The organism is Novosphingobium terrae (assembly GCF_017163935.1).
In the GTDB taxonomy this organism is placed as follows: Bacteria; Pseudomonadota; Alphaproteobacteria; order Sphingomonadales; family Sphingomonadaceae; genus Novosphingobium; species Novosphingobium terrae.
The window spans coordinates 892,317-906,565 of record NZ_JABVZR010000002.1 but is presented as its reverse complement, the minus strand read 5'-3'; the positions used below and the strand labels follow the sequence as shown (position 1 = coordinate 906,565).

Sequence of the window (14,249 nt, the reverse complement as noted above, 5' to 3'; positions counted from 1 at the left end):
CTTACAGCATCTCCAGCGGGCCACGTTTGGCAGGTCTGGGGAACAGGCGTTCGAGATCGGCCAGATCCGCCTCGCTCAGCACAAGATCGGCGGCGACGCGATTGTCGCGCACATGCTCCACCGAACCGGCCTTGGGGATGGGCAGCACGCCATCCTGCCGCAGCAGCCATGCCAGCGCCACCTGCGCCGTGCTGGCCTGATGCCGTCCGGCCACCTCGGCCAGACCGCGATGGCCAAGCAGCCGGCCCTGTTCGACCGGACTATAGGCCATCACCGGGATCGAACGCCGCCCCAGCCATGGCAGCAGATCGCATTCAGGCCCCCGCCGCGTGAGATTGTAGAGGATCTGGTTTGTTGCGCATGCGTCTCCGCCTGCCGCGACCAGCTCCGCCATATCGTCGGTGTCGAGATTGCTGACGCCCCAGCGGGCGATCAGCCCCGCCGCAACCAGCCCCTCCATCGCCTCGACGGTTTCGGCCAGCGGCACGTTGCCGCGCCAATGCAGCAGATAGAGATCGAGATGGTCGGTGCCCAGACGCCTCAGGCTCGCCTCGCAGGCGCGCCGCAAGCGGCTGGTCGAGGCATTCTGCGGATAGGCCTTGCTGACCAGAAAGACCTGATCGCGCAGCCCTGCCATGGCCTCGCCCACCAGCCTTTCGGCCTCGCCTTCGCCATACATTTCCGCCGTGTCGATCAACACCATGCCCAGCGCGATCCCCTCACGCAGGGCGGCGATCTCCTGCGCGCGGCGGGCGGGGGTTTCGGCCATCATCCATGTGCCGAGACCAAGGGCGGGCAGCTGCGTGCCATCGGGAAAGGCGATCGTCTTCATGCTGGCTCCCACGCGCCATCAACGGGATGGTTCACGCTGCAAATGTGTCGAAACGGTCTGAGGCTGCCTGAGCGCTGATCAGCGCCGCTTCTGCCGATATCGCGCTCAGTCCCGCCCGGGCCACATGCGCTGCAACTCGCGCTCGCGGTCAAGGAACTGGTGCTTGAGCGCCCCGCCCACATGCAGCAGAAACAGCGCATAAAGCGCATAGGCGGCCAGCCCATGGGCCGCGCCAAAACCGTCATGCAGACGGTCGCGCAGCGCCGGATCGAGGTGCTGGAACCAGGCAATGCGTGGCCATTCGAACAGGCCGAACCAGAACATCGGATGCGTGCCGGCATCCTTCCACGCCGAATCCATGATCCAGCCCGTCAGCGGCATCACGAACATCACCGCATAAAGCAGCCCATGCACGCCATGCGATGCGGCCCTTTCCCAGCCCTGATAGGAGGGCGGATAGGCGGGCGGGCGATGGGTGAAGCGCCACAGCAACCGCATGATGGCCAGCCCCAGCACGGTGATGCCGATGGATTTATGCGCGTTGATCATCGGGCGCACCTGCTCGTCGGCGGCATGCGGCCAGATCCAGGCCAGCGCTATATTGGCAATGATCATGATCGCAATCAGCCAGTGCAATGCTATGGCCGCATGCGTGTAACGCTTTACCATTCTTCTGTTCCTTCCGCAGCGCGGTCGCCCTATTCATCGTCCAACGCCGGTAACAACGCAATGACCATGCTTCAGCACGCTTTCGATCTTCAGTCGCCGCGTCTCGCGCCCCGCCCGGTGCCGCTGGTCAGCCGGGTGATCGGGCTGATTTCGCCGATCCTGTTTCTCACGCTGACGCTTCAGGTGTTCCTGCGCGCCAACCTGTGGGGCTGGAGCGTGGGGATCGCCTATATCCTCTATGACACGGCGCTGCTGCTCTTCACCGCATGGAGCATCCTGCCGCTGCGCCATGCCGCGCGCCCGGTAACGCCCCCGTTGCCTGCGACCCGCCCCACGCTGGGCGTGATCATCGCGGCGCGCAATGAGGCGCCGGTGCTGGGCGTCACCATCGACCGTCTGGCAAAACAGGAGGACCCGCCCGAACTGATCCTGCTGGCCGATGACGGCTCGAATGATGACAGCGCCCGCGTGCTGAAAGAGCTTTACGGCCTGACCATGCCCGCGCCTGGCGAGATCAGCGGCCCGGCGCCGGGCATGCCCGCCTTGCGCTGGCTGCGGCTGCCCCATGGCGGCAAGGCGCGGGCGCTCAATGCCGCGATCATTCATGTCGACACCGATCTGATGCTGACGGTGGATGCCGATACGCTGCTGGCGCCCGGCTCGCTGTCCGCGATGCGCCGTGCCTTTGCCGTCGAGCCGGAACTGGTGGCGGCCACCGGCGTGATCAGGCCGATCTGCGGGCCGCAGCTTTCGGGGCGGATTTTCGAGACGTTTCAGCGCTACGAATATGTCCGCAATTTCCTCTCGCGCTATGCCTGGATGCGGCAGGACGGGCTGCTCCTGATCTCGGGCGCCTTTGCCGGTTTTCGCCGCGATGCGGTGCTGGAGGTCGGCGGTTTCGACCCCGAATGCATGGTCGAGGATTATGAGCTGATCCACCGCCTCTACCGCCATTCTGCCGAAACCGGGCGCGGCTGGCGGACCCGCGTGATCGGCGATGCCATCGCCAGCACCGATGCTCCGGCCAGCCCGCTGGCCTTTCTGCGCCAGCGGCGGCGCTGGTTCGGCGGCTTCCTGCAGACCCAGCACTGGAACCGCGACATGGTGGGCAATGCAAGCTTCGGCAAGCTGGGCACGCGCATGCTGCCGGTCAAGGCGGTGGACACCTTCCAGCCGATCTATGGGCTGACGGCCTTTGCCGTGCTGATCAGCCTGTTCCTGACGCATGGCATCGCGCTGGCCGTGCCGATCCTTTCGGTGATGGTGGCCAAGGTGGCGCTGGATCTCAGCTTCCATCTGTGGTCGATCACGCTCTACCGCCGCTGGACGGGGCAGACCGACGGGCTGGGGCTGGGCGTGGCCGTGCTGGTCTCCTTTGCCGAGCCCTTTACCTTTCAGCTGCTGCGCCATGCCGGGGCGCTCTGGGGCTGGGGTGCCTTTCTCTCGGGGCGGGAGAGCTGGGTGAAGCAGCATCGCACCGCCATCCCCCTGCTGGCCGAGCAGGTGTAAGGCCTTCAAGCTGCCTTTCCGGCGATTGCGCATACCGCCGTCTTGAAGCAGGATGGCCCGCGTCAGGGTTTTTGAGGCGGGCCGGATTGCCCGATGGAGTAGGCATGGTCTTGATCGAAGCCATCAGTTTGGGCGGCATGGCGGGTGTGCTTGTCGAAAGCGGCAAGCGCGGGGTGATCAAAAGCTGGAGCAACCGGGATCAGCTGCCGCCGCTGGTCAAGCTGCTCACCCTCATCGTCCTGATCGCTGTCCCGCTGGCCCATGCGGGGACATTGAGCGGCTTTGTCACCGCCGCCTTGCTGACGGTCGGGGCCTTCACCGTGGCGCGATGGAGCGTGGCCTCGCTCATCGTGCTATGGCGCAGGCGGCGCTGATCAGCGCCGGGATCACCCGGCCTGATAGCGCGTCTTGCCGCCCACGATGGTTTTGAGCACCTGCGTCGCCGCGATCTTTTCGGGCGCCACGGCCAGCAGATCGGTGTCGAGAATGGCGATGTCGGCGTAATAGCCGGGCGCCAGCAGACCGGCGCGGTCCTCCATAAAGCTGGAATAGGCATTGCCCCAGGTGTAGGCATGCATGGATTGCTCGACCGTCACCTTCTGGTTCGGCAGCCAGCCGCCGGGATTGGCGCCATCGATGGTCTGGCGCAGCACGGCGGCGCTGATGCCGATGAAGGGATCGAGCGGCGCCACCGGCCAGTCCGAGCCGAAGGCCACCTTCACCCCGGCATCGAAGAAGGAGCGGAAGGCATAGGTGCCCGCCAGACGCTGCTGCCCGATGCGCTTCACCGCCCAGCGCCCGTCATCGATGGCATGGAAGGGCTGGACCGAGGCGATGACATTCTGCTGCGCGAAACGCGGAATGTCGGACAGGCGCACATGCTGGGCATGTTCGATGCGGAAGCGGCGGTCGCGCGGGCCATTGGCCGCCGCCACATCGCGCATGATGTCCAGCACCACCTCATTGGCGCGGTCGCCGATGGCATGGGTGGCGACATGCAGGCCATGGGCATCAGCCTCGGCAATCAGATGGTGCAATTCGTCGGGCTGGGTGACCCACAGGCCTTTCTGCTCGGGCGCATCGGCATAGGCCTCGAAAAAGGCTGCCGTGCGCGCGCCCAGCGAGCCATCGGCCAGCGCCTTCACACCGCCCCAGCGCAGCCAGTCGTCGCCGCGACCGTCGCTCTTGATGATGTCGAGCAATTTGCCCTGATCCTGGATCGGCACGAAGCAATAGAAGCGCTGATCGACCAGACCGCGCGCATGCAGGCGGCGCAGCGCGGGCAGCACCTCCCAGCTGATTTCCGGATTGTGGATGCGGGCAAAACCTTTGGAGAGGCCATGCTGGATGCCCTTGAGCATCGTGGCATCGGTATCCTCCTCCGACATGGGCGGGATCACCCGCTCGACCAGCGCCTTGGCATTGTCTTTCAGCACGCCGGTGGGGTTGCCCTGCGCATCGCGGATGATCATGCCGCCTGCCGGATCGGGCGTGTCACGCGTGATGCCCGCCAGCTTCAGCGCCACGCTGTTGAGCAGATAGGAATGGAGATCGGTGCGCGGCACGGCGACGGGCGTGTCAGGGGTGACGGCATCGATCCACTCATGGGTCGGCAACTGGCCGCCCATGCGCTGCTCATCCCACGATCCGCCCAGAATCCATTTGCCGGGGCGGGCCCGTGCCGCCGCGCCCAGCCGCGCCGCGAAATCCGCGCGGCTGGTGGCCGAAAGCAGATCGGGCTGGGTCAGCTCCGCCGAGCCTTTCAGGAAATGCGTATGCCCATCGGCAAAGGCGGGCATGCCGAAGGCACCATTCAGATCCACGATCTGCGTTCCGCGCGTGGCCATAGCCTTCACCTGATCGGCGCCCAGAGCGGCGATGCGGTCGCCCCGGATGCCGATGGCGTTGACGCGCGCCGCGCCCGGCACGCCCGTCCAGAAACTGCCGTTGACCAGCGCAATGTCCAGGCCGGCCCCAGATCCATTCTGCGCGGCCATCAGGCGGTTCTGGCTGGCGATCAGGGCGGCGGCGCCTCCCATGAACAAACGGCGGTCAAGCATAGGTCTATCCTGATCCAGAGCATCGTGCGAAAAAGTGGGAACCGGTTTTTCGCGCAAAACGATGCGACAACGAAGGGTCTTTATCGGTAGCATGCCGGTCTGGAAGGCAGAAACACCCTCCAGACCGGCTTTTCGCCGGGGGCCAGAACCCCCGGCACTGGTTAGAGGCTCCAGTCCAGACGCAGGCCGATGGTGCGCGGGCGCACGATCGAATAGGCAGGCGCCGTCTGGGCGGTGAAAGGCCCGCTCAAAATGCCATAGGTGTTGAACAGATTGTTGATGAAGGCGGTGGCCCGCACATGATGCGGCAATTGCGCCGAAAGTCTGGCGTCCACGATGTTGAAACCGCCGCGCGTGCTGTCCGACCCGAAGGCGACCGGCGCCTTGGAGAGATAGCGATGCGCGATCTCCAGCGCGGGCTTGCCGGGCAGATCATTGGCCTCATAGCGCAGGCTGTTCGAGATCGACCACTTGGACGAGCCCGGCAGCGTGCTGCCCGAGGCATAACCGCCACCCACCGCATATTCATAAGGCAGGAAGGAGGTGAGATGGGCATCCTGATAGGTCACGCTGGTGGTGGCGCTCAGGCCTTTCATCAGCGTGGCCGCGCCGGAGAACTCCACACCGCGCACCCGCGCGCCCGAGGCATTCACGACATAGGAGTAATAGGACGGCCCGGGCCCGAATTCGCGGGCCTGAATGTTGCTCCATTCCATATCGAACAGCGTCAGGTCGAGTGACAGACGCTTCTGGAACAGCTGGCTCTTGGCGCCGACTTCATAGTTGGTCACCTTGTCGCTGCCATAGGCGGCGGGGATGGCGGGCAGCAGCCCGGCATTGGGATTGATCCCGCCCACGCGATAGCCGCGCGACCATGTGGCGTAGAACAGCGTGTTCCTGTCGGCATGCAGGGTGATGTTGGCCTTGGGGGTGAAGCCGTTCTCGCGCTGGTCGACATGGCCGGAAAGATCGGTGGTGCTGCCCGAGAGGAAGCTGGCCTGATTGAGCACATCGCCCGCCGCGCGGGTGTGGAACCAACGCCCGCCGCCGGTCACCTCCAGCATGGGCACCGGTTTCCAGGTGACTTCGCCGAAGATGCCCAGATCCTCGTTCAGCGTGTTCGAGCGATAGCCATAGATACGGTCATTGGGCGCCAGCACCGAGCCGATGATCGCCTGAGCGCCCGGCGCCCACATCTGGTCATAGGAATATTTGGTGGCATGCATGTAGCTGGTGCCGATCAGCCAGCGCCATGCACTGCCATTGTCCTTGCTGGCGACGCGCGCCTCGATGGTCTTGATGTTGGCATTGGCGACAGCCGTGTCCCATGCCGCATTCGGCCCGGTGGTGATGCCCGTGACATAGCCATAGGGATCGCTGAAGGTGGTGGTGTTGTCCTTGCGGTCGGTCGAGCCGATCACCGTCAGCGTGGCGATCTTGCCCAGATCCTGATCGAGCCGCAGGCTGTTGAGCAGCATGCCGGTGGTCTGCGGCTCGGCGCGCTGGGTCACGCGGTCATAGGTGTGGGCGGTGGTGATGTAGGTGCCATCGTCCAGCCGCGTGTCCTGCGCGGAGAGCATATAGGTCAGCTTGGTGCCGTCCATCGGCGTCCAGACGACCGACCCGCGCAGTCCGCGTGTGCGGAAATCATTGGCGCCCTTCTTGCCGATGCCGATGTTGTCGATATAGCCCGCATCGAAGCGCTGCAGCGCCATCAGGCGCACGGCCAGCCTGTCGGTGATGATGGGGATGTTGACCATCAGCTTGCCCGCGTAATTCGCCTCGCCATTGCTGTGCGCGGTGCTGCCGATCAGCGTTTCTGCTGCGGCATCCAGCTTGCTGGCATCGGCCGTCTTGGCGACATAATTGACCAGACCGCCCAGCGTGGAGGAGCCGAACAGCGTGCCCTGAGGCCCGCGCAGCACTTCCACCCGGTCGAGATCGAACGTGTCGATATCGGGGATGCCGATCGGGAAGCCGGGCTCCACGATGCTGATTTCGTTGAGGTAATAGCCGACGGTGGTCTGGCCCTGCTCGTGATAGGTGGTGGCCGCGATGCCGCGGATCACCACTTCGGACACGCCGGGCTGATAATCGTTGAACACCACGCCGGGCAGGCGGGTGATGTAGTCCGAAAGGCTGTTGGCGTTCATGCGCGCCAGTTCATCGCCCGAGACCGCGCTGATCGGCGCGCCGATCTGGTTGATGCTGGTGGCGCGCTTGGTGGCGGTAACGACGATGTCACCCGGGGCGGTCGCCCCCTCAGCGGCATCCGCCGCGAAAGCCGGTGCGGCCATTGTCAGTGCCAGCAGGCCCCCACCCGTCAGAAAAGCTTTGCGCATGATCTTGTCCCTCATTGTCTGGCTGGCCGGGCTTTGGTTGCCCCGCCTGAATGTCCCTGTGCCGAAAGAGGGCCCCATCCAGCCCCCCCCCCGATGGCTGCCAAACCACATCAGCGCGCGGCAATCCGAAACAGCCAAATCGTAAAGCCCGAGGGGGCCAAGGCGGTTTTATGACACAAGCGGAAATTCTGCCGCAAAGGGGCCAAAACCTACGTCAAACAACGTATGTGCAGCGCAGAAGCCACAAATCCGGTGGTTGACAGCCCGGGGGATAGACCCGCTATTGGCCCCTTCGATCGGCAGTCATCACCCATCAAGGAGGGTCCAGTGCGGCGCCCGTGGAATCTCGTTCTCCAGCACAAGCTGGACCCTGACCTTGCCAGCCCGCTCTACCTTCAGCTGGTCCATGCGCTGATCCATGAGATCGAGCGCGGACGGCTGCGCCCCGGCTCGCCGCTGCCCAGCACGCGCGATCTGGCGGGGGAGCTTGGCCTCAACCGCAAGACAGTGCTTTCGGCTTACGAGGAGCTGGTTTCACAAGGCTGGCTGGAAACCTCTGGGCGGCGCGGCACGATGGTCGCCACCAATCTGCCCGATGGCCCCCCGCGCGCCATTGACATTCAGGCCCCCATCGACCGCGCCCCGATCTATCGCTTCGCGCCCCCGCCCGAGCGCCCCATCGCCGTGCCCAGCGGCCGCCGTATCAAGCTCGACGAGGGCAGCCCCGACGGCAGCCTCTTCCCGCCCGAGGTGCTGGCGCGCGCCTATCGCACAGCAGCCCTGTTCTCCGCACGCCGCCAGCAGCTGGGCTATGGCGACCCGCGCGGCAGCGAGAAATTACGCGAAAGCCTTGTCACCATGCTGCGCGAGGAACGCGGCATGGTCGCCGATGCGGAGACCATCTGCATCACGCGCGGCAGCCAGATGGCGATCTCCATCGCGGCGCGGCTGTTGGCCCGCCCCGGCGCCGTGGCTCTGGCGGAATCCCTGACCTATGAGCCTGCTGTGGCCGCACTGCGCGGCGCGGGCATGCCGGTGCTGCCGGTGGGCATGGGGCCGGACGGCATCGACGTTGACGCCGTGGAGCATGCCTGCCGCCGCCACACCGTGGCCGCGCTGTTCCTCACGCCGCATCACCAGTTCCCCACGACAATCTCGCTGGAGCCGCAAAAGCGGCTGCGGTTGATCGATCTGGCCCGGCAGTTCGGCTTCGCCATCATCGAGGATGATTACGATCACGAATTCCGCCTTGGTTCGCAGCCGCTGCTGCCCATGGCGGCCTATGCCCCCGATGTGGTGATCTATGTGGGATCGCTTTCCAAGCTGCTGCTGCCGGCGTTGCGCGTCGGTTATCTGGTGGCGCCGGCTCAGGTGATTGCCTCGGCGGCGCATCTGGTTTCGGTCAGTGACGGCATGGGCAACCGCCTCACCGAGGATGCTGTCGCCATGCTGATCGAGGAGGGCGAGGTGCGCCGCCACCTGCGCAAGGCCACCCGCATCTATGCCGAGCGCCGCGATGTTCTGGCTCAGGCGGTGAACGAGCAATTCGCCGACATGGCCAGCGCGCGCCTGCCCGAGGGCGGCTTGGCGATGTGGCTGGAGTTCCACGATCTGGCCGCCCTGCGCGCCATCGAGGCGGGGGCGGAAGGCGCGGGGATCAGTTTCGCGCCCTCCGAGAGCTACCGGCTGGACGATACGGCGTCCTATGGGCTGCGGCTGGGTTTCGCCAGCCATCGCAGCGATCGGGCGGTGGAGGCGGTGGGCATTCTGGCGCGGATCGGGCGGGGGGAAGGTTAGGGAGAAGAAGGTGATATGCGAGGGTGTTACACCCTCGCGCTCCCGTTCATGTCTGCGTTGTGCTTCGGGTTCGACCTTGGAGCAACGTCGCTGCGTCGCAGGCAGTCTTCCCAAGGCATTGCTATCGGATTTCAAGCCTGCGGCGCCATAGGTTGCACAGGTCGAGAGGTTGGGCGTATCATTGCGGCGCCTCTGTCCGCGCGTCGGGACACGTCATGGGAGCGTGAGGGCCTGGAGCATGTCTCTTGAGACATGCGACCCACAAAGAGTCTCCCTCGCATCGTCCCTTTCTCCCCTTCTGGCCCCCCTGCATTTCCTGATCTGGCGCTTGGCGCATCGCCCTGCTGCAAGGCACAGTAGTCTTATGAAATTCCCCCAAGGCACGCCCGACGATCTCCTCGCCCTGATCCGCAGCTATCCGCTGGCCTGGCTTACCAGCCATGATGCGGCGGGCTTTGCCGCCACGCCGCTGCCGCTGATCGCCGAGACCGATGCGGAGGGGCGGCTTACAGCGCTGATCGGCCACTGCTCGCGGGCCAATCCGCAGGTGGCATCGCTGCGGGCCAATCCGCTGGCGATGGTGCAGTTCATAGGGCCGCAGGCCTATGTGTCGCCGGGGATCATCACGCGCGCGGGCTGGGCGCCGACATGGAATTATGCCGTCGCCAGCTTTCAGGTCAGCGTCGATTTCGAAGCTATTTCCACCATTGAGGCGGTGCGCCGCCTGACCAATCTGATGGAAGAAACCCAGCCCGCGCCCTGGGCCATCGAGCAGGCAGGCGAAAGGCTGGAGCCGCTGATCGCCCGCGTGATCGGTTTCCGTGCCACGATCCTGTCAGGGGAAGCCAGTTTCAAGATGGGGCAGGATGAAGACCCCGTCTCTTACGCTGATATCCTTGAACGCCATGAGGACAAGGTGATGGTCGACTGGATGCGCCGCCTCAATCCGGGGCGCGAGGCATGAAGCGCTCCCTGCTGTGGGCCGGTGCCGCGCTGGCGCTGATCGCCGCGATCCCCGCCGTGCAGGCGCAGGACACCGCCGCGCCCCATACGCTGAGCTACAAGGCGCATGAGGCGACATGGTCGCATCTCTCGCTTTCGCCCGATGGCCAGTGGATCTGGTTCGATCTGCTGGGCGATATCTACCGCATGCCCGCCAGCGGCGGCACGGCGACCCCGGTGCTGACCGGCACGGCCTATGAGCGCAATCCGGTGATCTCGCCCGATGGGCAATGGGTGGCCTATATCTCGGACCGTTCGGGGGCGGACAATCTCTGGATCGCGCGCAGCGATGGGACTCAGGCGCGGCAACTGACGCCGGACACCTCGCTGGCGCTCTACACCTCGCCGGAATGGGCGCCCGACGGCAAGAGCCTGACCTACAGCCGCGCGGTCCATTCCATTCTGGCCTTCGAACTGTGGCGCGTGGCGCTCGATGGCGGCAAGCCGCAGCGCCTGGTCGCCGCCCAGCCCCATGGCAATGAGGGCTGGGACGAAAGGATCAACGCGCTGGGCGCTGTGCCCACGCCGGATGGCAAGGCGGTCTATTACGCCACCAAGCCCGGCCACACCTGGACCGAGGCCGATCCTCCCAACTGGACGATCGTCCGCCGCGACAATGCCACGGGCGCCAGTGAGCCGGTGATCCCCGGCGGCATGCGCCCGGTGCTGTCGCCCGATGGCAAGCTGCTGGCCTATGCCGCGCGCAAGGCGGGCGGGCAGACGGGGCTGCGCTTGCGCGACCTGACCACCGGAGAGGACCGCTGGCTGACCTGGCCCGTGGATCGCGACGGGCAGGAAGGCGCCTATTACATCGACCTGCTGCCGCGCTATCAATTCACGCCCGACGGCAAAAGCATCGTGATGAGCGTGGATGGCGGCTTTGCCCGGGTGGATCTTGCCACGGGTGCCCGCACGCCGATCCCCTTCACGGCGCCGGTGAACCTTGCGCTGGCGCCGCAAAGCCGGGTGGTGCAGCGGGTGGAGGAAGGCCCGGTGCGCAGCCATCTGGCCGAAGCCGCCACGCGCTCGCCCGATGGCAAAAGCATCGCCTTTACCGCTTTGGGGCGCCTCTATGTGGCCGATGCCAAAGGCGGCGCCCCGCGGCTGCTGCTCGATGGCGATGCTTTCCAGCCCGCATGGAGCCATGACGGCAAGAGCATCGCCTTGATCCGCTGGAACCAGCAGGGCGGGGGCCTGTGGTCGATCCCGGCGAAGGGTGGCGCGCCGCGCCGCCTGACCGCGCGCGACGGCTATTGGCGCGAGCCGGTGATGCAGGCTGATGGCAGCGTGATCGCGCTGTGGTCCTCGCAATTCGACCGGCTGATGCGCAATGAGGAGATCGCTCCGGCGGGGCCGACCGATGTGGTGAAGGTCAGCCCGGATGGCACGGTGAGCACCATCGGCCATGGCATGGCGCTGCGCCATCTGCAGCAGACCACCGATGGCCGCATCTTTGTGCAGACCGCCGAAGGTCTGTCCCAGCTTGCCGATGGCAGGCTGACCGAGCGCGCCTCGGTGGTGGCAAAACCGATGGGGCAATATGTCGCGGGACAGCGCCCGGTGGATGAGCTGCGCATTTCGCCCGATGGCACGATGCTGGCGGCGCGCACCGCTTTCGAGCTGCATATCCTGCCCATGCCGCCTGCAGGCAAGCCTTTGGCCGATCTGGCCGATCCCGCGTCCGGGCAGCGGCAGGTGACGGCCATCGGCGCCGATACGATGCGCTGGGATGGCGATGGCCTGTCATGGACGGTGGGTGCAGCATGGCGCCATGCTGCGCTGGCCACCCTGCGCGCCGCTGCCGATCCTGAGGCCTCGGCGCAGAAGCGCGATCTCTCGATCACCCTGCCGCGCGCGATGCCGAGCGCGCCTACCCTGCTGCGCGGCGCCACCGTGCTGACCATGGAGCAGGGCGACAAGGCCATCGAAGATGCCGACCTGCTGGTGGTGGGCGACAGGATTGCCGCCCTTGGCCCGCGTGGTTCCTTTGCGCTCCCCAAAGACACGCGCATCCTCGATGAGACGGGCAAATTCATCACCCCCGGGCTGATCGATGCTCATGCCCATTTCTTCGCGCTGCGCCGCCCGGTGCAGGATGCGCAGGACTGGCAGTTTCATGCCGATCTGGCTTACGGCGTGACCTCGGTGCTGGAGGTGCAGGCCTTCACGCCGGACATCTTTGCCTATGGCGACCGCATCGATGCCGGGCGCGAGGTGGGCCCGCGCATCTTCAGCACCGGGCCGGGGGTTTTCGTCAACAGCGCGATCACCTCCGAGAAGGTCGCGGAGACTGTGCTGACCCGCTATCGCGAGGCCTACCGCACCCGCAACATCAAGAGCTATATGGTGGGCGATCGCGCCGCGCGGCAGGCGATGGTGGCGGCCTCGCGCAAGCTGGGCATGATGCCCACCACCGAGGGCGCGGCGGATTATATTCTGGAAATGACTCATGCCGTGGATGGCTTTTCCGGCAATGAGCACAACATCCCCGTCACGCCGCTGCATGACGATGTGCTGCGGCTCTTCGTGGCCAGCGGGATTTCCTACAACCCCACGCTGACGGTGCTGTATGGCGGCCAGCCGATGCTGCCCACCGCCATCCAGACCCAGCGGCCCGAGGATGAGGCGCGTCTGAAAGCCTTCATGCCGCCCGAGGTGATGATGGCCAAGCTGCGCAGCCGCCATTGGACCCCGGAGGAATGGCTGAGCGCCACCCGTTTCGCGGCGGATGCCACGCGTCTGCATCGTATGGGCGGTCTGGTCGGCATTGGCAGCCATGGCGAGATGCAGGGCATCGGCATGCATTGGGAAATGGCCGCCATGGTGGCGGGCGGCGCCAAGCCGATCGAGGCGCTGGCCATGGCCACGCGTGACAATGCCACCATCATCGGTCGCCCCGCCGACATCGGCACGGTGAGCGTGGGCAAGCTGGCCGATCTGCTGGTGCTGGAGGGCGATCCCCGGCTGGATATCGCCAATGCCCGCAAGACGGTGCTGGTGATGCGCGGCGGGATCGGCTTCGATCCGCTGACGCTGACCCGGGACGATGGCGCTGCGCTGCCGGCTCCATGGTGGCAGCGGCACCCCTGACTCCGCCATGCGTTGAAAACGCGATCATCCGGAAATGAGATGGTCAGCGGGCAAGCCGCCGATCGCTCGCTGAGGCTGGATGAGCGGGACCATCGTGAAGGCCCCGCTCATCCCATGGCTTAACGATAGCGCCAGCCGCCATGCCAGCCATAGCGATGGCCCCAATAGCGGTGACCGTCCCAATAGCCGTGGCCGGGATAGAACACGCCCACGGCCAGTCCGGGAGCGACGACGGCTGGCCCCGGCCCATAGTTGGGGCGGCAGGCGCCGTAGGGGCCGCGATGGAAACCGGGCCCGCACCCACCGGCGGCCTGAGCGGGCGTGATGGATGAGAGCGCGGCGCTGACAGCAAGCGCCGCCAGCAGGATGGTCTTCTTCATAGGATCTCTCCAATGTTGCACCGGCCCGTTGTTCTGGCCGACCCGGGTTAAACGGGGCGTGCAGGAATTCCCGTCGCGCGCTTCGAAAGTTTTTGTGCCGGATCGGGGAGAGGGGGCTGAGAGGATCAACCGGAAAAAAGCGCAGCCGCCGCGACGGCTTTTCGCTGCTGCCCCGTTCAAGCGCTTTGAGTCTCGGAGTTATTCTCACAGGAGCGCATCATGGCCTTGACCCGACCCTTCCCCTTTTCGTTGAACCGCCGGGCAATCCTGCTGGCCTTCGTGCCGCTTGCGAGCAGCCTGCTCGGCGCCTGCACCACCTATTATCCGGCATCGCCTCCGCCTCCGGGCTGGCGCGGCGAAAGCTGGGGGCGCCATGTGGCCCGTTGCGAACGGCATTACCCGCATTACGATCCGCGCACGGATCTGATCTATCGCCCCGGCGGTACGTTCTCCTGCCCGCTTTGATGGATGTTCGGGCCGGAGTTGAGGCCGCATAAAGGGCCGGTGGAGGGGATATCCCTTCCACCGGCCAGTGTCAGGCTTGCCCGTCGGAAACGGACAGGCCTTC

Annotated in this window: 11 protein-coding genes; 6 read left to right on the top strand and 5 right to left on the bottom strand. The window is 65.7% G+C overall.

Annotated features, from left to right (window positions below; all coding sequences use genetic code 11):
* Position 1 precedes the first annotated feature (1 nt).
* Both HGK27_RS22465 and HGK27_RS22460 read right to left on the bottom strand, forming a co-directional pair.
* Positions 2 to 832 carry an aldo/keto reductase gene (locus HGK27_RS22465; RefSeq protein ID WP_206245137.1) on the bottom strand — a complete coding sequence of 277 codons (831 nt, stop codon included), beginning with the start codon at positions 830 to 832 and terminating at the stop codon, positions 2 to 4.
* A 105-nt stretch (positions 833 to 937) separates the two neighbouring features.
* Positions 938 to 1,501, bottom strand: a complete 564-nt coding sequence (locus HGK27_RS22460; protein ID WP_206245136.1) for a cytochrome b — start codon at positions 1,499 to 1,501, stop codon at positions 938 to 940.
* Between the two features lie 60 nt (positions 1,502 to 1,561).
* Between HGK27_RS22460 and HGK27_RS22455 the strand changes: the two genes are divergently transcribed.
* Both HGK27_RS22455 and HGK27_RS22450 read left to right on the top strand, forming a co-directional pair.
* Positions 1,562 to 3,010, top strand: coding sequence for a glycosyltransferase family 2 protein (locus HGK27_RS22455; protein WP_206245135.1), 1,449 nt, complete (start codon positions 1,562 to 1,564; stop codon positions 3,008 to 3,010).
* Between the two features lie 104 nt (positions 3,011 to 3,114).
* Positions 3,115 to 3,384, top strand: a complete 270-nt coding sequence (locus HGK27_RS22450; RefSeq protein ID WP_206245134.1) for a hypothetical protein — start codon at positions 3,115 to 3,117, stop codon at positions 3,382 to 3,384.
* 12 nt (positions 3,385 to 3,396) lie between these two features.
* Here the strand turns inward: HGK27_RS22450 and HGK27_RS22445 are convergent, their stop codons facing one another.
* Positions 3,397 to 5,070: an amidohydrolase gene (locus tag HGK27_RS22445; RefSeq protein WP_206245133.1), complete on the bottom strand. Its 1,674-nt coding sequence runs from the start codon at positions 5,068 to 5,070 to the stop codon at positions 3,397 to 3,399.
* A gap of 161 nt (positions 5,071 to 5,231) precedes the next feature.
* Positions 5,232 to 7,412, bottom strand: a complete 2,181-nt coding sequence (locus HGK27_RS22440) for a TonB-dependent receptor (protein ID WP_206245132.1) — start codon at positions 7,410 to 7,412, stop codon at positions 5,232 to 5,234.
* Positions 7,413 to 7,739: 327 nt separating this feature from the next.
* On the opposite strand from HGK27_RS22440, the gene pdxR reads away from it, so the two are divergent.
* The 3 genes from pdxR to HGK27_RS22425 all read left to right on the top strand — a co-directional run bounded on the left by pdxR (position 7,740) and on the right by HGK27_RS22425 (position 13,301).
* On the top strand, positions 7,740 to 9,209 hold the full coding sequence (gene pdxR, locus HGK27_RS22435; protein WP_206245131.1) for a MocR-like pyridoxine biosynthesis transcription factor PdxR: 1,470 nt from the start codon (positions 7,740 to 7,742) through the stop codon (positions 9,207 to 9,209).
* A gap of 364 nt (positions 9,210 to 9,573) precedes the next feature.
* A complete protein-coding gene (locus tag HGK27_RS22430) occupies positions 9,574 to 10,173 on the top strand; it encodes an FMN-binding negative transcriptional regulator (RefSeq protein WP_206245130.1) in 600 nt (199 codons plus the stop codon).
* A complete protein-coding gene (locus HGK27_RS22425; RefSeq protein ID WP_206245129.1) occupies positions 10,170 to 13,301 on the top strand; it encodes an amidohydrolase family protein in 3,132 nt (1,043 codons plus the stop codon). Before HGK27_RS22430 ends, HGK27_RS22425 begins: the two co-directional genes overlap by 4 nt.
* A gap of 119 nt (positions 13,302 to 13,420) precedes the next feature.
* Here HGK27_RS22425 and HGK27_RS22420 read toward each other — a convergent pair whose 3' ends face one another.
* Complete coding sequence (locus HGK27_RS22420; protein WP_206245128.1) at positions 13,421 to 13,681, bottom strand: GCG_CRPN prefix-to-repeats domain-containing protein; 261 nt, start codon at positions 13,679 to 13,681, stop codon at positions 13,421 to 13,423.
* Between the two features lie 219 nt (positions 13,682 to 13,900).
* Between HGK27_RS22420 and HGK27_RS22415 the strand changes: the two genes are divergently transcribed.
* The gene (locus tag HGK27_RS22415) at positions 13,901 to 14,146 is read left to right on the top strand and encodes a hypothetical protein (RefSeq protein ID WP_206245127.1); all 246 of its coding nucleotides are present in this window, start codon (positions 13,901 to 13,903) and stop codon (positions 14,144 to 14,146) included.
* Positions 14,147 to 14,249 lie beyond the last annotated feature (103 nt).